Annotated in this window: 17 protein-coding genes; 16 read left to right on the top strand and 1 reads right to left on the bottom strand. The window is 40.6% G+C overall.

Annotated features, from left to right (window positions below):
* Window positions 1–11: 11 nt before the first annotated feature.
* The 8 genes from G631_RS0101970 (at window position 12) to G631_RS0101935 (ending at window position 8634) form a co-directional block, all read left to right on the top strand.
* Window positions 12–1559, top strand: a complete 1548-nt coding sequence (locus tag G631_RS0101970) for a Ppx/GppA phosphatase family protein (protein WP_026488014.1) — start codon at window positions 12–14, stop codon at window positions 1557–1559.
* A gap of 18 nt (window positions 1560–1577) precedes the next feature.
* Window positions 1578–3737 carry an RNA degradosome polyphosphate kinase gene (locus G631_RS0101965; RefSeq protein ID WP_035789104.1) on the top strand — a complete coding sequence of 720 codons (2160 nt, stop codon included), beginning with the start codon at window positions 1578–1580 and terminating at the stop codon, window positions 3735–3737.
* Between the two features lie 13 nt (window positions 3738–3750).
* Complete coding sequence (locus tag G631_RS0101960) at window positions 3751–4338, top strand: Maf family protein (RefSeq protein ID WP_026488012.1); 588 nt, start codon at window positions 3751–3753, stop codon at window positions 4336–4338.
* A gap of 21 nt (window positions 4339–4359) precedes the next feature.
* Entirely contained in the window at window positions 4360–4614 is a 255-nt protein-coding gene (locus G631_RS0101955) for a hypothetical protein (protein WP_026488011.1), read from the top strand.
* Between the two features lie 119 nt (window positions 4615–4733).
* Entirely contained in the window at window positions 4734–5540 is an 807-nt protein-coding gene (locus G631_RS0101950; protein ID WP_026488010.1) for a Cof-type HAD-IIB family hydrolase, read from the top strand.
* Window positions 5541–5607: 67 nt separating this feature from the next.
* On the top strand, window positions 5608–6456 hold the full coding sequence (locus tag G631_RS0101945; protein ID WP_026488009.1) for a PHP domain-containing protein: 849 nt from the start codon (window positions 5608–5610) through the stop codon (window positions 6454–6456).
* Window positions 6457–6608: 152 nt separating this feature from the next.
* Window positions 6609–8102, top strand: a complete 1494-nt coding sequence (gene rho / locus G631_RS0101940) for a transcription termination factor Rho (RefSeq protein WP_026488008.1) — start codon at window positions 6609–6611, stop codon at window positions 8100–8102.
* A gap of 115 nt (window positions 8103–8217) precedes the next feature.
* Window positions 8218–8634: a LysM peptidoglycan-binding domain-containing protein gene (locus tag G631_RS0101935; RefSeq protein ID WP_026488007.1), complete on the top strand. Its 417-nt coding sequence runs from the start codon at window positions 8218–8220 to the stop codon at window positions 8632–8634.
* Between the two features lie 110 nt (window positions 8635–8744).
* Here the strand turns inward: G631_RS0101935 and G631_RS0101930 are convergent, their stop codons facing one another.
* Complete coding sequence (locus tag G631_RS0101930; RefSeq protein ID WP_026488006.1) at window positions 8745–10553, bottom strand: hypothetical protein; 1809 nt, start codon at window positions 10551–10553, stop codon at window positions 8745–8747.
* Between the two features lie 541 nt (window positions 10554–11094).
* Between G631_RS0101930 and G631_RS0101925 the strand changes: the two genes are divergently transcribed.
* The 8 genes from G631_RS0101925 (at window position 11095) to G631_RS19820 (ending at window position 19889) form a co-directional block, all read left to right on the top strand.
* Window positions 11095–12459 carry an ABC transporter substrate-binding protein gene (locus G631_RS0101925; RefSeq protein ID WP_026488005.1) on the top strand — a complete coding sequence of 455 codons (1365 nt, stop codon included), beginning with the start codon at window positions 11095–11097 and terminating at the stop codon, window positions 12457–12459.
* Window positions 12460–12567: 108 nt separating this feature from the next.
* On the top strand, window positions 12568–13464 hold the full coding sequence (locus G631_RS0101920; protein WP_035789099.1) for a carbohydrate ABC transporter permease: 897 nt from the start codon (window positions 12568–12570) through the stop codon (window positions 13462–13464).
* A 3-nt stretch (window positions 13465–13467) separates the two neighbouring features.
* Complete coding sequence (locus G631_RS0101915; RefSeq protein ID WP_026488003.1) at window positions 13468–14316, top strand: carbohydrate ABC transporter permease; 849 nt, start codon at window positions 13468–13470, stop codon at window positions 14314–14316.
* Window positions 14317–14453: 137 nt separating this feature from the next.
* Complete coding sequence (locus tag G631_RS0101910; RefSeq protein ID WP_026488002.1) at window positions 14454–16211, top strand: cache domain-containing sensor histidine kinase; 1758 nt, start codon at window positions 14454–14456, stop codon at window positions 16209–16211.
* A gap of 46 nt (window positions 16212–16257) precedes the next feature.
* Window positions 16258–17025, top strand: a complete 768-nt coding sequence (locus tag G631_RS0101905) for a response regulator transcription factor (RefSeq protein ID WP_026488001.1) — start codon at window positions 16258–16260, stop codon at window positions 17023–17025.
* Between the two features lie 22 nt (window positions 17026–17047).
* Window positions 17048–17716 carry an L-serine ammonia-lyase, iron-sulfur-dependent subunit beta gene (sdaAB, locus tag G631_RS0101900; protein ID WP_026488000.1) on the top strand — a complete coding sequence of 223 codons (669 nt, stop codon included), beginning with the start codon at window positions 17048–17050 and terminating at the stop codon, window positions 17714–17716.
* 9 nt (window positions 17717–17725) lie between these two features.
* On the top strand, window positions 17726–18604 hold the full coding sequence (gene sdaAA / locus G631_RS0101895; RefSeq protein WP_026487999.1) for an L-serine ammonia-lyase, iron-sulfur-dependent, subunit alpha: 879 nt from the start codon (window positions 17726–17728) through the stop codon (window positions 18602–18604).
* A 172-nt stretch (window positions 18605–18776) separates the two neighbouring features.
* Window positions 18777–19889: a class B sortase gene (locus tag G631_RS19820; RefSeq protein WP_026487998.1), complete on the top strand. Its 1113-nt coding sequence runs from the start codon at window positions 18777–18779 to the stop codon at window positions 19887–19889.
* The last annotated feature ends 214 nt before the right edge of the window (window positions 19890–20103 follow it).

Below are 20103 nucleotides of genomic sequence, written 5' to 3'. Positions count from 1 at the left end.
GAGGGGCAAATATGACAGGAGAGGTTTTTGCTGCAATTGACGTGGGATCCTATGAAATGGCGCTGAAAGTTTTTGAGCTTTCCCATAAAAATGGCGTCAGAGAGCTTGACTATGTTAGGCACCGAATGGATCTTGGTAGTGAGACCTATGCTACCGGCAGGATCTCACACAGACATGTAGAAGAAATGATAAGAATCCTTCTGGATTTCAGACAGATCATGAAGAGCTATGGCGTGACTCACTATCAGGCCTATGGTACTAGTGCTGTCAGAGAGACCAGGGACATTGAGGTTGTTCGCGACCTTATTCAGCAGAGAACCGGCATCAGAATTGACATACTTAGTAATTCAGAGCAGAGATTCCTCGATTATAAATCCATAGCCCTTAAACACGGCTTCTTTAAAGAAATCATTGCTAAGCCTACAGCCATAGTCGACATTGGCGGTGGTAGCATTCAGATATCTCTTTTCGAAAAAGACACCCTTGTTGCAACTCAGAACTTAAAGACTGGCGTGCTCAGGATCCATACCACCATGGAACTTGTTCATGCTCCGAGGCTTAAGTACATGGAACTTGTGTCAGAGCTTGTAAATTCTCAGCTATCTGTTTTTTCCAAACTATACCTGAAGGACAACTCAATAGACAACATAATAGTTATAGATGACTATGTTTCTCCTCTTGTGCAGAGATTTAGCAAGGAGGGTAAAGGCGATGGCTATATAACAACTCAGGAATACTTAGGGTTCCTATCTCAGGCCAATCAGGTAAGTGATATTGTTGTAGCAAAAAAGCTGAACATTCCAGAGGACAATGTACCTCTTTTGTATGTATCCGGAGTGCTTATAAAGTGTATTCTCGATGCCACAAATGCTTCTAATATCTGGGCTCCTGGTATCACACTCTGTGATGGTATTGCTTACGAATACGCAGAGCGTAAGAATTTTATAAGATCGCCCCATGACTTTGAGCAGGACATTGTGGCTTGTGCCCAGAACATTTCCAAGAGATTCATGGGCAGTAAGTCCAGAAGAGAAACCCTTCAAAAGATTGCCCTTACAATCTTTGATAATACTAAAGAGCTTCATGGACTTGGAAAAAGAGACAGACTTCTTTTGCAGATTGCAACTATCCTTCATGATTGTGGCAAGTATATAAGCGTAGTATACCTGGGGGATTGTTCTTATAACATCATAATGTCTACGGAGATCATAGGGCTTTCCCATTTGGAAAGACTGATGGTTGCCAATATTGTCAGATACAATCATGAAGAATTCGAGTATTTTGGTTCACCTAGCCGCTATATGGAAGGAATCTCGAGAGAAGATTATCTGAGAGTTGCCAAGCTGACAGCGATACTTAGAGCTGCTAATGGACTTGACAGAACTCACAAGCAGAAATTTAAGGATGTCAAGGTAAAGCTTGAGGATGACGAGCTTATTATCACTGTTGATACCAAGGCAGACATTACTCTTGAAAAGGGGCTTTTTAATAACAGAGCGGCCTTTTTCGAGGAAGTATTTGGCATAAGGCCAGTTATCAGGCAAAAGAAAATGCTATAAGAAATCGAGGGGTTATTTATGGCAAAGATAAAAGAAAAAAATAAGAAGAGCGAAGATTTTGAAAATCCTAAATACTACATAAACAGGGAGCTTAGCTGGCTTCAGTTTAATGAAAGAGTCCTGTCAGAGGCTGAGGATTCTGATAATCCTTTATTTGAGAAGCTTAAGTTTCTTAGCATCTCTGCCAGCAATCTTGATGAATTTTTCATGGTCAGAGTTGCATCACTCAAGGACATGATAAATGCAGATTACAAAAAGCTAGATATAGCTGGCATGACAGCTACTGAGCAGCTTGAAGAGGTTCTAAGGCATGTTCATGACTTTGTAGACAAGCAGTATGAAATATACAATAAGGAACTTGTGCCAGCTCTTTTGTCAAAGGGGCTTATGATCTGCAAGGCAGAAGATCTTATGGGCAAAGACAGGGAGTATGTGGACAGGTATTTTGATGAGTTTGTGTACCCTGTTCTGACTCCAATGGCTGTCGATTCCTCAAGGCCATTTCCTCTTATCAGAAATAAAACCTTGAATATAGCAGCACTTCTTAAGAAAAAAGAGGGCAAAGATGACGTCGATTTTGCTACAGTTCAGGTTCCCAATGTACTTCCCAGAGTTTTGGAAATACCTGGAAATGGCGGTGAGGATTCTGTCCGCAAGGTTATCTTTTTGGAGGATATAATCCAGAAAAACATTTCAAGGCTCTTTTTAAACTATGATGTCATTACAAGTTCGCCCTACAGAGTTGGTAGAAACGCCGATCTGTCTATTGACGAGGATGAGGCGGAGGATCTTTTAAAAGAGATTGAAAAACAGATAAAACGCCGTCAGTGGGGGCAGGCAATTAGACTTGAAGTTGAAGCTGGCATAAATAAAAAGCTTTTAAAACTCATTACTGAGGAATTAAATGTTGAAGAAAATGAGATTTATAACATAGAGGGACCTCTGGATCTGACATTTCTTATGAAGATGTACAAGCTTGAGGGATTTGACCATCTCAAAGAACACAGGTATAATGCTCCTGCACCAGTACCTGAGTTTGAGATGGATGACAATATCTTTGAAGTTATCAGTAGGGGAGATATTCTGATGCATCACCCATATGAGACTTTTGAGAATGTCGTTAAGTTTGTAGAAAGAGCTGCCATAGACCCGGATGTACTGGCTATCAAGCAGACTCTTTACAGAGTAAGTGGTAATTCGCCTATCATTGCAGCTCTTGCAAAGGCAGCTGACAATGGCAAACAGGTAACAGTTCTTGTTGAGCTAAAGGCCAGATTTGATGAGGAAAATAATATCGTCTGGGCCAAGATGCTTGAAAAAGCCGGATGTCACGTTATCTATGGACTTGTTGGTCTTAAGACCCACTGTAAGATTACTCTTGTTGTCAGAAGAGAAGATGACGGAATAAAGAGATATGTTCATCTTGCTACTGGTAACTACAATGATTCCACAGCCAAGCAGTATACAGATGTAGGTCTTTTTACCTGTGCTCCCGCATTTGGCGAGGATGCAACAGCTGTATTTAATATGCTCTCAGGTTATTCTGAGCCTCTTGGCTGGAATAAACTCTCCCTGGCACCTTTATGGCTCAAGGACAGGATAATAGACCTTATCAAAAGAGAAGAAGAGCATGCTAAAAATGGTGAGAGCGCAAGGATCATTGCCAAGATGAATTCAATATGCCACAAGGATGTTATTGCGGAGCTCTACAAGGCAAGCTCAATGGGAGTTAAGATTGATCTAATAGTAAGAGGTATTTGCTGCCTTAGGACAGGAATTCCCGGAGTTAGTGAGAATATCACAGTCAGATCAATAGTTGGCAATTACCTTGAACATAGCAGGATATTCTATTTTGAAAATGGTGGAATTCCTGAGTACTACGCAAGTAGTGCGGACTGGATGCCGCGAAACCTGGAAAGGCGCGTGGAGATTCTTTTCCCTGTTGAGAATGAGAAATTAAGGGAGAAACTATGGCACATTTTGTCAGTTGAGCTTTCAGATACCGACAAGGCTCATGTTATGGACGAAAATGGCAATTATATCAAGGTTGATAATAAGAAGCTTGATGCATCAGAAAGGGTTAATTCCCAGAAACAGTTTGGAGATGAAGCTGTTCGAAATTCTAAGGTTTTAAGCACTCAGAACTCAAGAGTGTTTATACCAGAAATGAAGGTTTAAAGGAAAGAAAGATATGAGATATGTTTTAGCATCGGGGTCACCTAGAAGAAAAGAGCTTCTTTCAAAGGTAATCCCGGAGTACGAAGTTATCCCTGCACAGGGAGAGGAGATAATAAACTCCGATGATCCAAGTAAGATTGTTGAGGAGTTGTCTTTTCAAAAAGCTTCCGAGATTTTTCACAAAATTTTAACGAATGATACAGATAGACTAGTTGTAATCGGCGCAGACACCGTTGTATCATATAATCGTAAAGTGCTTGGAAAACCCAAGAACCGCAACGACGCTGCGGATATGATAAGGAACTTATCAGGAAATGCCCATTCCGTGTTTACTGGAGTTACATGCTTCTACACAGATGAAGAGGGCAAGGAAAAGAGCTTTACCTTCCACGAGGAAACCTTTGTGGATGTAGCACCTATGACAGAGCAGGAGATACTTGACTATGTTGCTACAGGAGAACCGGACGACAAGGCAGGAGGCTACGGAGTCCAGGGACAGTTTGCAATCTTTATAAATGGTATCAGAGGCGATTACTATAATGTTGTTGGACTTCCAATAGCAAGGCTCTATCACGAAATGCAGAAATTACGGCTATTATAAAGAAGTTACGGAGGACTTTTTATGCACGAGTATGATGAAGCAGTTCTTAGATGTTTTTTGGAGAATCAGGGTCAGCTTTTCCCTGAGGATGTAGCATCGAATATGGAGGAGGCCGAGGCCTTCCTGGAGGACTGTATGGCTGTGGTTGTCGATGGTGTCGATGAGGTAGAAGAATATTTTGAGGAGACCGGAGTTGATACGGAAGGCAGCAATGTGCTTGATGCCGATGAGGTTTTTGATATTGGAGATGGCAGATACCTTATAGTTGAGGGATGACGCCTATTGTTTTGCTATTTGGTCTTTACCTGTTTTGAAACAGCAGGTAAAGACTTTGTTCGTTTATAGGCGGCAATTAGCATACTGACACAAATTATGAATGGAGACTTTATATTTACGTGAGTAAGATTTTTTTCTTTGACCTTGATGGGACACTACTTAATAAAGACAAGGTCATTACCCCAAAAACCATGGAGGCTCTTAGACAATTTACAGATGCAGGAAATCACTTCTGTATCAATACAGGAAGAGCAATTGACTCTGCCAAGGCGGTTTATAATGGCCTTGGACTAAATTTTAAGGGAAGCTTTTTATGTGGTTCTAACGGAACAGAGATATATAGCGTAGATGAAGATAAATACGTTTATAAGACGGGAGTGCCTCTTGAAATGGTGCCACAGATCCTTGATTTGGCCGATGAGTATGGAATCCATTGCCATACATATAACGAGACTCATATCGTATCAAGGCATGATGGCGAGTGCATGGACTATTACAGAAGGGTTATTAAGACACCTCTTATAGTTGCAGATGATGTGATGCAATATTTGAAAACGGCTCCCTCCAAGATGATTGCAATTGAGCTTCATGACCATGACAAGCAGGAGAGATTTAGAAAAGCTCTTTATGAACTTACAGAAGGGAAACTTACTCTTTTGTATTCTAATCCTTATTACATGGAGATTTTTCCATCAGAAGCCGGAAAGGGAAGTGCAGTAAAAAGACTTGCTGACATCTTGGGAATCCCTGTAGAGAACACTTATGCTGCTGGTGATGAACAGAATGACATTTCAATGATAGAAGCAGCAGGTTGCGGAATTGCCATGATAAATGGAACAGACCTGGTCAAGAAAAGCGCAGATGTCATAACTAGTGACGACAATAATCATGATGGTCTTGCCCGGTTTATTTTGGATGCTATTTGATTAAAAAGACTGATTTTATCTCTGTATTTGAAAGAGTACGGGAATAAATGACAATAGGAGAAATTTGATGAAAGCAATAGATTTACATACACATTCAACCTGCTCTGACGGAACCTTTAGCGTTGAGGAGCTTATGGATTATGCCCATGAGAAAGGGCTTGCAGCGATTGCTCTTACTGATCATGATACGGTAAAGGGGCTAGAGAGAGCAGATACTTACGTAAAAGAAAAATATCCTGACATGGAGTTTGTACCAGGAATTGAGTTTTCAACTGTAAATGAGGGAAAAGATGTCCATGTAGTTGGTCTTTATGTGAACTACAAGGATCAGGAGTTTCTTGATACTATCGATTCCTACATGAATTCCAGAATCCAGAGAAATATAAAGATGTGCGATAAACTGCGTGATGAGGCAGGTATAGACATCAGCTATGAGATACTTACTGAGATGTTTCCAAAGACAGTTATAACAAGAGCTCACTTTGCTAAGTACATGCTGGAAAAGGGCTATGTATCAAGTAAACAGGAGGTCTTTGACAGATTTATCGGTGATGATTGTCCATATTATGTGCCAAGAGAAAATATTACCCCTGAAATGGCAATTGAAGCCATTGTTAAAAATGGCGGAGTTCCTATTCTGGCTCATCCTGTTTTATATCATATGAGTGATGCTAAGTTAGAAGCTCTTGTAGTTCGTCTTATGGAGGTAGGACTTGCAGGACTTGAAGCTATCTATTCAACCTATGAAGCCTACGAAGAAAGACAGATGAAGGAACTTGCAGAGCGTCATGGCCTACTTATAAGTGGAGGATCTGACTTCCATGGAGACAATAAACCCAAGATAGATCTGGGGGTTGGCTTGGGCAAATTGTTCGTTCCTGAAAATATTTTGGAACAAATAAAAAAATATAGTTGACTAAAAAATAATAATGATGTAATATACCACAAGACATATCGTTTTAGTTCTTAAACAAATGCAATGATTTGCGGTCGTTTACTAATCCCATTGAACTAGAGTTTTATATATTATGTGTGGTGTAGATAGTTGCCCACGGAAATGGAGATATTTTGAGAGAAAGATACGAAACACTTAAACTTAATGACCTTCGTGACATTGCCAAAAAGCGTGGCATTAAGGGCGCTACAGCACTTAAGAAGTCTGAAATCATAGACCTTATGTGCGAACTTGATGAGAAGGAAGCTGCTAAAAAGGCTGAATCTCAGGAAAAAGAGACTGCTTCAGAGGAAAAGAAGCCACTTCATAAGAAGAAAAACATTGTTGTGACAAATAACAAGGAAGCTTTTAGCAGAGGTGAGGCGGTTGAGCGCAAAGAGGCTCCTAAGGCCGAGAAACCTGAAAGAGTTGACAGACCAGAAAAGACTAAGGAGGCAGCTCCTACTTCAGAAGGAGCAAGGGAAGAGGCAGAAGAGCTTGCAGATGGTGATGACGCAAATGGCATCCTTGAAGTTATGCAGGATGGCTATGGATTCATCAGATGTGAGAATTATCTTCCTGGAGAGAATGATGTATACGTTGCTCCAAGCCTTATCAGAAAATTTAATCTTAAGACTGGTGATATCTTAAAGGGAAGATGCAGAGCCAAGAAGGAGACTGATAAATTTGCAGCTCTTTCAAGACTTGATTCAGTAAACGGATACAGACCAGAAGTTGCTATGGGAAGATGGAACTTTGAGAACATGACACCTATTTTCCCAAATTCCAGAATTAAGCTTGAGCAGCCTGGAAGTTCTGTGGCTATGAGAATCATGGATCTTATAAGCCCTATTGGTAAGGGACAGAGAGGTATGATCGTGTCACCTCCTAAGGCTGGTAAGACAACACTTCTCAAGGAAGTTGCCAAGTCAATTCTTAGAAATGACAGTAATATCCATCTTATTATTCTCCTGATCGATGAGAGACCTGAGGAAGTTACAGATATCAAGGAGTCAATCGAGGGACCTAATGCAGAGGTTATCTACTCAACCTTCGATGAACTTCCTGAGCATCACAAGAGAGTAGCAGAGATGGTTATGGAGAGAGCTAAGCGCCTTGTTGAACATGGCAAGGACGTAGCAATTCTTCTTGATTCTATTACAAGACTTACACGTGCCTATAATATTGTTGTTCCTCCTTCAGGAAGAACACTTTCTGGTGGTCTTGACCCAGCAGCGCTTCATATGCCCAAGAAATTCTTTGGTGCTGCCAGAAATATGAGAGAGGGCGGAAGTCTTACAATTCTTGCAACTGCGCTTATTGAGACAGGTTCCAAGATGGATGATGTTATCTACGAGGAATTCAAGGGAACTGGTAACATGGAAATGGTTCTTGATAGAAAGCTTCAGGAGAAGAGAATCTTCCCTGCTATCAATATTCCTAAGTCCAGTACCAGAAGAGAAGATCTTCTTCTCACACCAGAAGAGCTTGCAGCTATCAATAGCCTGAGAAAGGGCTTTAATGGCATGAAGGCTGATGATGCAGTAGACCAGTGCATCAACCTTTTCTCTAAGACTAGGAACAATACTGAGTTTGTTCGCATGGTAGAGAAACAAGTTAGATTTTAACATGCTTTGAGCTGTCCAAAATAATGACCACCTTGTGTGGCAATATATACTTATTAGAAATGAAGGGTATGTATTGTTGCACAAGGTTTTTTCTTTATTTTGGAGGTAAAGCGTTATGACAAAGGCATTGATAGAAGCAGCAAGTCTTTATAATGATCCAAGGTTTTTATCAAAGAGTGAGCTTAGGATATACGAGAATAAGAAGAGAAGACTAAGGATAGTAAGACGCCAGAAAATGGCATTGGCACTATTTGTAACTGCGGTAATCTTTCTTTTGCTTTTCTTTAGGAATTCCATAAAATTGGAAGCACAGAATGAGAATTATATTCCGAAATGCAAGTATTATAAGGTTGTAACTGTTCATGCGGGAGATAATCTTAGTAGTATTGCAGGCAGATTCTATGATAGTCAGGAGTATGAAGACTTAGAGCACTTTGTGTCAGAGATCTGCAGTATTAATCAGTTAAATGATCCTGATGTGATAAAGGCGGGAGAGAGCATAGTAGTACCTTACTATGATGAATACAAATAATTAATGTTAGCAGTACTTATTAGTGAAATAAGTCATGAACTATATGAATGTAAAAAGAAAAGAGATTGGACGCATCCAATCTCTTTCTTTTTCTTTATATCATTTAAATGTTAGTCTTCCAATAACCAGCCATAGTTCTGAACTTCGAAGCCATCTATTGTTCCATCATCATCTATATCAAACTTGATATAATTATCACATCTGTCTAATGAATCTTTCTGATCAAGAGGAATAGTGTATTTCTTGTAATCCTTTTTGTACTCGTAGTTTTCAATCTTGTTGCTCTCAAGGAACTTCTTGATATCATCATCAGTTGATGAAATGTTGATTCCGCCAGGAATCTGGAAATCAAGCTTAGTACGGCTGTATACGTTAACCTGAACAGCTACAACGATTGTGTTATTGAGATGTACAGCATAATCCATAGGGTTAACTGCCTCGAGATATACTCTGTCGTCGCCGATTGAAACAGGAACAAGACATCTCTGTCCAGCGCCAAGAGTATCATCACTTACATTGTAGCTCCATCCATTGTCAAGGAACTTCTGCATTGGGCAAGGAAGAGCATAGACCTTCTTGTCAAGCTGAATGTTTCCTGAGAGAGGATCTGATCCAAGTTCCTTGGGCTCTACATAAGCTGAAAGGTACTCAGGTGTTTCATCAGATACTTCTGCCTGTACAAAGTCTTCTGGTTCAACATCGTTCTCGATATAAATAGTAGAGAGAATCTTTGTATCGCCAAAATAGAATCTTACAGAAGAATCGATTCCGTAATTGTCATGCTCTCCATAATATGTAAGAGATTTGCTTCCTGATGATCCGTCATATTCATTGTCGGCCTCACCCAGGATTGCCTTTACATCCTCAGCCTTACTCTCGCCGAGTTTGATAGCACCCTTCTGAACAGTTACTGTCTTGCCAAGTTTATGCATTGAGTAGTCGTCAAGTTCAACCTTTACGATGTAGCAATCGCTAAGAGCCATAGCATTGTTAGAGAAGTTCTTGACATATACTGTTACGTGGTTTCTTGATGTATCACCAGGAACCTGAAGGTAAATGTATTCATCCTGATTAGATGCAAGCTGCTTCTTGGCATCATTATCATCATTGTATTGCCATCCATCTGCTATAAGATCTGAGATAGGCATAGGAAGTGAATAATCAGTTCCATCAAAGTTGAAAGAGAAGAGGCTTGAAGGATCAACTTCTACATTACTCTTTGCAACCTTTGTTTCTTCCTTAGGTTCTTCAGCTTCTTCTGTGGTAGCTTCTACAGCTGCATCTTCCTCTGAAGTAGCTTCTACAGCTGCAATTTCTTCTTCCTCAACAGGTTCAACAGAAGCTTCAACTACAGGCTCTTCAATTTCAGGAGCAGCTTTCTTCTTGGAACCATTAGCGAGTGCAAAACCGCCAATTCCAAGAACGAGAACTGCGGCAATTACTACTCCAAGGATAAGGCCTGTCTTGTTGCCACCCTTGTTTCCGCCGTTCTGAGGCATACCAGGCTGAATAGGCTGGCCTGTCTTAGGATCAAACTTCATTCCACCGTTACCCTGCTGTGGAACACGCTGCATCTGAATAGGCTGACCTGTAACTGGATCAAACTTAGGACCGTTTGCTGCAGGTCCTCTCTGCATTCCAGGCTGAGGCATTCCGTTCTGAGGCATACCAGGCTGCATAGGCTGGCCTGTAACTGGATTGAACTTAGGTGCTCCTCCTGGCTGCTGCATGTTTGGCTGCTGCATTCCGCCCTGAGGCATAGCAGGCTGTATTGGCTTGCCAGTAACTGGGTCGAATTTAGGACCGTTTACAACTGGCTGTCCCATATTTGGCTGCTGCATACCTGGCTGAACACCGGGCTGAGCAGTTGGCTGATTGATTGGCTGTCCTGTAACAGGATCAAATTTCATTTCGCTCATTTTTCATATTTCTCCTTCCACATATGTTTCTACACGAAACCACAATATTTTAGCAAAATATTCTAAAAAACTCAACGTATATAAGTTTTATTATAAAAATTTGCTGACCTGAACTTAATTCTAAAACTTTGATAATAGAGAATATATATTTAGATATGAAAGAATAGCCGTGATAATTTGCTTATATGGTGAAATAAGAAAAAGTAAGTGTTAAAAGAAAATGCAATGTCGTGGAAATGTATAAATATCTGTTGGTTAAACTGGATATAAACTTTTATTTTTAAAACGTTTTCGTCTGTAAAGATTACTAGTTTTTTTAGAGCAATCAGAAATATTTTAAATTTATTTGTGCATATAGTTCAAAAAAATGATGCCCAAAAGACATTTTTTGTTAAAAAGTAAAAATAGTGCTTGATGAGGTAAAAGATTTACATTCAATAAAGTTCATGAATATTCTATATTCTATTTATAAAGAGTTTGGGTTGCATGCGCCTGAACTTAAACGTGAACGTGATTTAATTAAATAAGGAGAGGTATGAAAATGAAGAAACGTATAGCGTCTATTCTCATGGCTGGTCTTATGACATTCTCAATCTTCGGATGCGGATCACAGGCACCAGCAGCAGAAACATCTGACAACACTCAGACAGAAACTAAGGCTGATACTACAGAGACAGCTCCAGCAGCTGAGCAGACAGAAAATACTGAGGCTGCAGCTATTCCTACAGACGAGCAGATCACACTTAACATGTGGTGTATTGCTACAGAGAGTGACTCTAACCGTCATGCATATGAAGCAGCTATCGCTGAAATGGCTGAGAAATATCCTAATATCACTCTTAACTGGGAAGCATTTGAGAACCAGTCCTACAAGACTAAGATCAAAGCCGCTGTTTCAGCTAACGAGATGCCTGATATCTTCTTTACATGGTCATGCGCATTCCTTGGCGACTTTGTAGATGCTGGCAAGGTTTATTGCCTCGATGATGTTTATCCAAAGTTTGCAAGTGAGCTTCCTGAGAACATGCTTGGAAATACAACTTATGATGGCAAGCACTACGGCGTTCCTACAACAATGAACATCGTTGGTCTTTTCGCAAATATGGATCTTCTTGCAGAAGTTGGCTACACAGAGGTTCCTGGAACATATGAAGAGTTCATCGCTTGCTGTGATGCACTTAAGGAAAAAGGAATCATTCCTTTCGGATGTGCTGGTAAAGAGACATGGTGCGTAACAGAGTATCTTGAGTCAGTTATTGAGAAGAGTGTAGGTGCTGATACTCTTAACGATATCTTCCTTGGAAGAGATACATGGAACAATCCTGACGTTGCAGCTGCTGTAGATACATTCCAGACACTTGTAAACAACGGTTACTTCGATCCTTCAGGAATCGGCCTTACAAATGACGAAGTTAAGAATAACTTCATCGCTGGAAAGTATGCATTCTATATGAATGGTACATGGAACTGCGCTGACTTTGCTTCAAACGCAGAGTTCCTTCCTAAGGTTAAGGTTGCTGAGTTCCCAGTTATCAACGCTGACAAGGCTAAGCTTGGCCAGCTTATCGGTGGACCATCAGATACACTTGCTGTAGCAGCTTCTTCACCTAACGCTGAGATCGCAGCTGAGTACGCTATGGAGCTTGGTAAGCTCATCTGCCACTATGGATACCTTGATGGATGCGGACTTCCAGCTTGGACACCTTATGGCGATACAAGCGCTATCAATCCTCTTACACAGACTGTAGCTGATATCTGTGCAAATGCTGATACATTCGTTCTCTTTGGCGATACAGCTATGGATGCTGATTCTGCTAACACATATCTTTCATATGTAGATCAGGTTTATGGATGCCAGGTTAACGGAGATCAGTTTATAGAGGGTCTTGCTAAGGATATAAGATAAAAGATTATAAATAATTATTTTTTCCATCTCTTTGGCCCTTCCTTACCTCCCACTCGGGAAGCGGGGAAGGGCCCTTTTAAAAGAATTTACTATTGGTGAGGATTGGGTATGAGTGAAAAGAAAAAGAGGAAAATAGAAGAGGGCTTGGCTATTTTCGTATTTCTTCTTCCCGGACTGTTTCTGTTTATCAGCATTCTGATTGCGCCAATTGCTGTATCAGTTTACAGAAGCATGTTCGATTGGAACGGATTTTCTGAAGGAACCTTCATTGGTTTTGATAACTATATAGAGCTGTTTACAAATGGCTCTATTAAATTTGTGAATTCTCTTAAGAATTCTCTTATACTGGCTTTTTTCTCGGTGTTTGTACAGCTTCCGCTAGCTCTAATGCTGGCCCTTATTCTAGGAAGACATGAGACGAGAAAAGAAAGAACCTTTCTTTCAATTTTCTTTATGCCAGTACTTATTTCTACTGTTGTAATTGGTCAGTTATGGCTCAAAATCTATAATCCAGACTACGGCCTTTTAAATAGATTCCTTGATGCTGTGCATCTTGAGAACTGGAAGCACGTCTGGGTTGGAGATATAAAGACTGCTCTTGGAAGTATCATTGTGCCTACTGTATGGCAGTACGTAGGTTATCATATGCTCCTTATGTATGCAGGGGTTAAGGGTGTTGATCTTGACCTTAGAGAAGCTGCTATGCTGGATGGTGCTACAAAATGGCAGGTTGACAGATACGTTGTCATTCCTATAATCAAGCCTATTTTAAGAGTTAGTGTCATATTTGCAGTTACTGGTTCTCTTAAGACTTATGACCTTGTACGTATTCTTACAGAGGGCGGTCCATTCCAGTCTACAGAAGTACCCAGTACGCTTCTTGAAAATATGCTGTTTTTGAGAAACAGATACGGAATGGGAAGTACTATTTCTGTAATGCTGATTCTTTTGTGCTTTGCTTTTGCACTTCTTATCAGCGCAGCATTTAAAGAAAGGGATGAGTAAAAGATGGAGAGCTATACATTAAAAGAAGAAAGCCCTGTAATCAAGGTGATAATCAATATTTTCCTTGTTATCTGGGCTGTCATAAATCTTTTCCCCATTTATTTCATGTTTACTTTTTCTCTTAAGTCTAATGAGGAAATATTTGGTGAAAATATCATAGGACTTCCTAAACACTGGCTGTGGTCAAATTATTCTTCGGCCTTAAATACAGGTAATATGGCATTGTACTTTTTTAACAGCTTGCTAGTTACCACACTTGCAATTGCCATTTCTATAATGGCAGCCATGATGGCCTGCTATGCAATAACACGAATCAGATGGAAATTTAGTGGGCTTACAAATGCCTTTTTTATGCTGGGACTTACTATTCCTATCCAGGCATCTATTGTTCCTGTATATGTTGTAATGTCTAAGGCTCACTGGCTTAACAAGTATTCAACGCTGATCGTACCGTATTCAGCCTTTGCCCTGTCCATGGCAATTCTTATCTGCACAGGTTTTATGTCAGAAATTCCTTTTGCATTGGATGAAGCTGCAAGAATTGATGGATGCGGACTTTTCGGAACATTCTTTAAGATCATTCTTCCACTTATGAAACCGGCGGTTTCTACTGTGGGTATTTACTCATATTTGCAGTGCTGGAACGAGTTTATGTTTGCTAACGTATTTATTTCTGATTCCAAGCACAGAACACTTCCTGTTGGTATTAAGGCTCTATCGGGGCAGTATACAACAGACTGGGGCCCTATTGGAGCGGCTCTTGCTATTGCGACATTCCCAACCCTCATTGTTTACCTTTTCCTATCAAGGAGAATTCAGGCAAGCTTTATAGCAGGCGCAGTAAAGGGTTAAGAGGTAAACAGGATTTACAGGCTCAGAGTCAGTGCTGGGCCTGTTTTTTCGTTCTTTTTTGTCTTTATTCATAGGTCAATTAGTGGTATTTTATTAGGAAAGAGAATGCTTTGGGGAAAGCGAAAATGGGGTGAGTAATGGGGAAGTTTTTTGCACGCTTTAGAAAAAAGAGTTCCTTATCAGAGAGTCTTCAGAGGGGAATTCTTGGTCTTATACTTGTTGTAACTATTTCTTTTTTGATTTCCACGTATTTTATAGTTGAGAGAGAGCAGAGAAGCTACGCTGTTCAGGAAGCGGAGAGTATTACCAAGACTCTATCAAGTAACATAAATGCAGATATTGTAAAATATATGGAATTGTCCCGTATCATCATGACTGAAGACAGGCTTGTAAAATTTCTGCGTGCTGATGGTGACAGCGTAGATATAGGCATGATAAACGACGCCAGATATGGCATTATGGATGTTTTGAACGTTACTGAGGGTGTGGACTGTGTCATGGTAATAAGAGAAGACCTGATCCTGGCTACAACCAACAGATTTACTTATAAATTTGATAATGAGGTTTTAGGCGGCGATGAGTGGAAAAAAGATATCTGTGAGGCAAGAGGCAGCGCTGTAGTTTCCTTAAATAGTAATGGCGTGGCCAAAAAGTCAGATAACAGGCCTTTTGTAACTATTGGAAGAGCTATATATGACATTGATTCTCAGAAACAAAAAGGAATCATGCTGATGAACATATCACCTGGAATCTTTGACAGGATGCTTTCTTCTCTTGGCTATAGGAACATCTGCATTATGGGGACAGATGGAACTTTTCTTGCGGGGAACAGCAGGGTAGCTCAGCTCTATGACAGCTCTTTTGCCTCAGACAGGATAAAGTTCAAGGATGTGGCGGTTGATGGCGAGAGGATGCTCTTATCCGGAGGAAGAGTAGGGGATTACCCTATAGTTTTACTGCGGGCTGCGCCCTTTAGTACTGAGGGAATTCCTTTCAGGATGGTATATGTTCTTTTTGCTCTTTTACTGATATTTATGATAATGGCCTTCTTTGTAGGAAATTTTATCAGGAAGAATATCACAGATCCTGTGCTGGAGCTATCGGCCAGTATGGATGAGAACAAGCGCTCCGGTGACCTTAAGAAGATTGATGTGGAGATGCCTTCTACTGAGCTTGAACTTTTAAAGGGGGATTACAATTCTCTTATAGATCATGTTAATGAGCTTATTGTAACTTTGATAGATAAAGAGAAAACGCTTCAGAAAGCGCAGATGCGAGTTTTGCAGGAACAGATAAAGCCGCATTTTCTTTATAATTCCATAGAGACTATCGGGTTTCTGGCGCTTGATGCCGGAGCTGACAAGGTTCACGATGCACTTGAGACTTTGGGGAGCTTTTATAGGAATTTCCTTAGTAAGGGAGACAGGGAAATCCCGCTGTCAAGAGAAATATGCATAGTCAAGGACTATCTTTCTCTGCAAAAGCTAAGGTATGGGGACATAATAGAGGATGAATATGATATAGCTGAGGATACTATGAAACTGGTAGTTCCCAAGCTTATCCTGCAGCCTCTTGTAGAGAATAGCATCTATCACGGAATCAGGCAGAAAGGGGAGCCTGGTGTCATCAGGATAAGAAGCTACATTGCAGACGGGTGCCTTCATCTATCGGTGAGGGATACAGGCGTTGGGATGAGTAGCGAGGAGATTACGAGAGTTCTTTCTACTGAAAATCCCGAGAACAGGTCCGACGAGGAGAGCTTTGGCCTATGGGGAACTATCCACAGAATGAGAATCTTTGAGGGTAAGGATGACATTGTCAGGATAGAGAGTGAAATAGGGGAATATACAGAGGTTGAATTTGTTTTAGACGTAGGCAAATCCTATGGCGTATAAATGGGGAAGGCTTTAATTTAGATTAAGAATGTATGGGGAAAAGGGTATGGACAGAAAGTACAGGGTTATGATCATTGATGATGAGCAGTCGGCAAGAAAGCTTATGAGGGCGGCTATAGACTGGGAGAGCCTTAATATGGAGGTGGTTGGAGAGGCTGCCAGCGGAATTGAGGCAATCAATATTATAGATGAGATCAGGCCGGATATTGCCTTCGTTGATATATCCATGCCTTTTATGGATGGAATAGAGTTTACTCAGACTGCTACCAGCAGGTATCCAAATCTTGTTATAATAATAATGACTGCTATAGATCAGTTTGAATATGCGAGAAAATGTGTTAGCCTTCCAGTATTTGAATATATGCTAAAGCCTATGGTAAGGGCTGAGATCACAGAGGTTCTTGAAAGGGTCAAGGCTAAGCTTAAGGTTTCTCCGGATTACTGGGAAGAGGGCAAGACTGAAAGCCTTGAGAGTCATGTATCCAAGGGCGATTCCACTGATATGATAAAAAAGTATGTGGAAGAAAATTATGGAGATCCTGGGCTTAATCTGACTTATATTGCCCAGCACTTTGGATTTAGTGCAAGCTACCTGTCAAGGAAATTCAAGCAGGATACGGGTAAGAATTTTATAGAGTATTTAACTGGTATCAGAATGACAAAAGCGATGGACATTGCCAAAAGTCGTGTTAAAATGTATCAGGCTGCATCTGAAGTTGGGATACCTGATCCCAATTACTTTGGAAGGTGCTTTAAAAAATATGCCGGCATGAGTTATTCAGATTATGTGAACGCTCAGAATACCAGTGCCTGAGCATATTTAAAAGAGGTTATGGATGAATGTATTTGATATTATTGGCCCTGTAATGATAGGACCATCAAGTTCTCATACTGCAGGAGCAGTGAGACTTGGAAGAGTTGTTAACAAGTTGATAGACAATAGGAAGCTTAAAAAAGTTGAGATTACTTTGTCTGGTTCTTTTGCCCAGACCTATAAGGGACACGGAACGGACAGAGCACTTCTTGCCGGGATAATGGGCTTTAAGAGCTATTCTCCTGAGATCAGAGATGCCCTCTCTATAGCAGATGAGAGGGGAATCGAATACTCTTTTACCAAGGAAAATATAAAGGGAGCTCATCCCAATACAGCTATGATCAGGTTCTTTTTGGAGGATGGAAGTAGTGGAACCATGCAGGGCGCCAGTATTGGCGGCGGTAATATTCTAGTAAATCAGATAAATGGCATGAATGTGGAATTTAACGGAGAAAACAATACACTTCTTGTTATGCATGATGATAAGCCAGGGGTTATAGCTAGTGTGACCCATATGATGCATTTTGAGCATGAGGATCTTAATATTTCTAATTTCCATTTATCCAGGCAGGAGAAGGGCGGAGATGCTATCATGACAATCGAGATAGATAGTAATCCTCCGGATGAGCTAGTGGATGAGATCAGAGAAATTGAGCATGTTAATAATGCCATCCTGATAAGGAGAGTGTAGGAATAGTTAATGCTGAAATATGAATCAATAGAAGAGCTTGTTATGCAAGCTGAGAAAAAGAATGTTAAGATAAGCGAGCTTGTGATTGAGGACCAGGCACTTGCCATGGAGAAGGACGAGCTTGAAATATATGAGAAAATGGAACTTGCCTTTCAGGTAATGATGGAGTCAGTTAAGACAGGGCTTGATAAAAATCTTAAGTCAACATCTGGCCTTACTGGCGGCGAAGGATACCTGATGAATGAATATGCCAAAGAAAAAGAGTCCTTGTGCGGAGAATTCATGGGTAAGGCTATTGCAAGATCCCTTGCTGCGGCTGGATGTAATGCCAGCATGGGAAGGATCGTGGCTGCGCCAACAGCTGGAAGCTGCGGAATTCTTCCTGGATGTCTTGTAAGTCTTTATGAAGACAAGGGCTATGATGAAAAAGCTATAGTTATGAGCATGTTTACAGCTTCTGCTTTTGGAATGGTCATAGCCAAGAAGGCAAGTATTGCTGGAGCTCAGGGTGGATGTCAGGCAGAGTGCGGAAGTGCTGCGGCTATGGCTGCTGCAGCTCTCGTGGAGCTTAGAGGTGGCTCTCCAAGGCAGTGTGCAGATGCTCTTGCTATCGCTATTTCAAGTCAGATGGGACTTGTCTGCGATCCTGTTGCAGGGCTTGTTGAGATTCCCTGCATCAAAAGAAATGCATCTGGCCTTATGATAGCTTTTTCAAGTGCAGATATGGTCCTTGCAGGGATAGATGCCAAGATTCCAGCGGATGAATGCCTGGATGCCATGAAAGAAGTTGGAGATGCGCTTCCTTTATCATTGAAAGAGACTGCGGCAGGGGGGCTTGCAGCAACTCCTACTGGAAGGAAACTCAGGGACAAGGTTTTTGGAGAATAAAATATAGTTATTAGTACTACGAGCCGGTGCAAAGAGCATAGCACCGGTTTTCTTTTTGATGTTCACAAAATGTTTTCTTTTTTAGGATTGACTTATTGGGGACTAATTAGATAAAATCTTTCGGTGTGCTTTTTGGTATGGTTTTTTCAGATTATAAATTGGTAAAAGAGAAATGAAGAATTTACTATCGAAATTTAAAACTTTTAATAATAATCATAGAAAGCTTGTTCCTTTTATTATATATTTTGAGATTCTGGTTATTGTATTTGCCAGCATCTTTAAGGGAATCAGGAGACATTTTGTTGTGGCGCTGGCAGCTCTTTTGCTGATACTTGGTATATTTGCAGCTGTTAAGCTGATCCCGGGTAAGAGTGGAACTTCTGGGGCTGACAAGGAACCTGAGGTTGTAGAAACAGTTTCTGTGGCATCAGCATCTGAGGCTTCTTCTGAGACGGATGAGGCAGGGGATGTTGTAAGTGCAGGTGCTACATTGGCTTCTGGTGATACTGTGAGCTTATCTGAAATTGCAGATACATCTGCTGCAGAGGTTACTGATAAAACAGATGTCAATGAAACAGCAGAAAAAGCTAATATACAGGATAAGTCTTCACAGGAAGGCAAGACTTCATCAAAGGATTCTTCCTCAAAGAATGGTGAGAAGAAGGATTCTGAGACCAAGGAAATCGTTGATACTATCATAATTGGCGAAGATGTGGGACAGAATATATCTCAGGAAGCCTTTGATAAGTTTGTGCAGAGATATACTGATACTGTGGGTTGGCTTTATTTCGAAGACGAGAGATTAAGCTATCCTATAATGCGTAGTAGTGATAATGACAAGTATTCTGTAGATGATTATGCGGGCAATGAGTCTGAGACAGGAGCTATTTTCCTTGATTTTAGATGCGATCCTGAGTTTACAGATTCTAATTCCATCATATATGGCCATAATATGAGAAACCGCACTATGTTTGGCGCACTCAGAATCTACAAAGAGGATCTTAGCTTTTTGGATCAGCACAAGTACTTCCAGATCAGGACCTCTAGTGGAATTTCAAGATATATGATATTTGCATTTATGGATGTTCCCAAGGATTCATATATCTATGATGTTTATGGCAAGAACCCTTCCAATATGAGGGAGTATCTTGATACAATAGAGTACAAGACTTACATAGATACTGGCATAGAGCCAACAGTAGATGACCAGATCGTTATGTTATCTACCTGTACTAAGTCAGATGACCTTTACTTTGTAATGTTTGCGGTAAAGGTTGATGAATAAGCGTTGATGAATGATTCTTTGAAATAAGGTATAGAAGTAAGGTATAGAAATAAGGTTTAGAATAGAAAGAGGCAGACTAAGGAAACTTAGGACTGCCTCTTTGCTTGAAGTTTAGGCTATTACAAGAATCGGTAAATGATGTTGAATCACTAAATCGTTAATGATACTATGGTTTTTGGGGGAGAAATACATAAAACTAAAAAGGGGATTTAGT

Origin of the sequence: Butyrivibrio sp. XBB1001, assembly GCF_000424505.1 — a bacterium.
Taxonomy (GTDB): Bacteria; Bacillota; Clostridia; order Lachnospirales; family Lachnospiraceae; genus Butyrivibrio.
Note: the sequence above shows the minus strand (reverse complement) of the source record. Positions and strands in the feature narration are given on the sequence as shown.

Bases quoted from the DNA above. Each gene is read 5' to 3' on its own strand.
- G631_RS0101970 (WP_026488014.1), top strand. From the start codon at position 12: ATGACAGGAGAGGTTTTTGCTGCAATTGACGTGGGATCCTATGAAATG.
- G631_RS0101965 (WP_035789104.1), top strand. From the start codon at position 1,578: ATGGCAAAGATAAAAGAAAAAAATAAGAAGAGCGAAGATTTTGAAAAT.
- G631_RS0101960 (WP_026488012.1), top strand. From the start codon at position 3,751: ATGAGATATGTTTTAGCATCGGGGTCACCTAGAAGAAAAGAGCTTCTT.
- G631_RS0101955 (WP_026488011.1), top strand. From the start codon at position 4,360: ATGCACGAGTATGATGAAGCAGTTCTTAGATGTTTTTTGGAGAATCAG.
- G631_RS0101945 (WP_026488009.1), top strand. From the start codon at position 5,608: ATGAAAGCAATAGATTTACATACACATTCAACCTGCTCTGACGGAACC.
- G631_RS0101935 (WP_026488007.1), top strand. From the start codon at position 8,218: ATGACAAAGGCATTGATAGAAGCAGCAAGTCTTTATAATGATCCAAGG.
- G631_RS0101930 (WP_026488006.1), bottom strand. From the start codon at position 10,553: ATGAGCGAAATGAAATTTGATCCTGTTACAGGACAGCCAATCAATCAG.
- G631_RS0101925 (WP_026488005.1), top strand. From the start codon at position 11,095: ATGAAGAAACGTATAGCGTCTATTCTCATGGCTGGTCTTATGACATTC.
- G631_RS0101920 (WP_035789099.1), top strand. From the start codon at position 12,568: ATGAGTGAAAAGAAAAAGAGGAAAATAGAAGAGGGCTTGGCTATTTTC.
- G631_RS0101915 (WP_026488003.1), top strand. From the start codon at position 13,468: ATGGAGAGCTATACATTAAAAGAAGAAAGCCCTGTAATCAAGGTGATA.
- G631_RS0101910 (WP_026488002.1), top strand. From the start codon at position 14,454: ATGGGGAAGTTTTTTGCACGCTTTAGAAAAAAGAGTTCCTTATCAGAG.
- G631_RS0101905 (WP_026488001.1), top strand. From the start codon at position 16,258: ATGGACAGAAAGTACAGGGTTATGATCATTGATGATGAGCAGTCGGCA.
- sdaAB (WP_026488000.1), top strand. From the start codon at position 17,048: ATGAATGTATTTGATATTATTGGCCCTGTAATGATAGGACCATCAAGT.
- sdaAA (WP_026487999.1), top strand. From the start codon at position 17,726: ATGCTGAAATATGAATCAATAGAAGAGCTTGTTATGCAAGCTGAGAAA.
- G631_RS19820 (WP_026487998.1), top strand. From the start codon at position 18,777: ATGAAGAATTTACTATCGAAATTTAAAACTTTTAATAATAATCATAGA.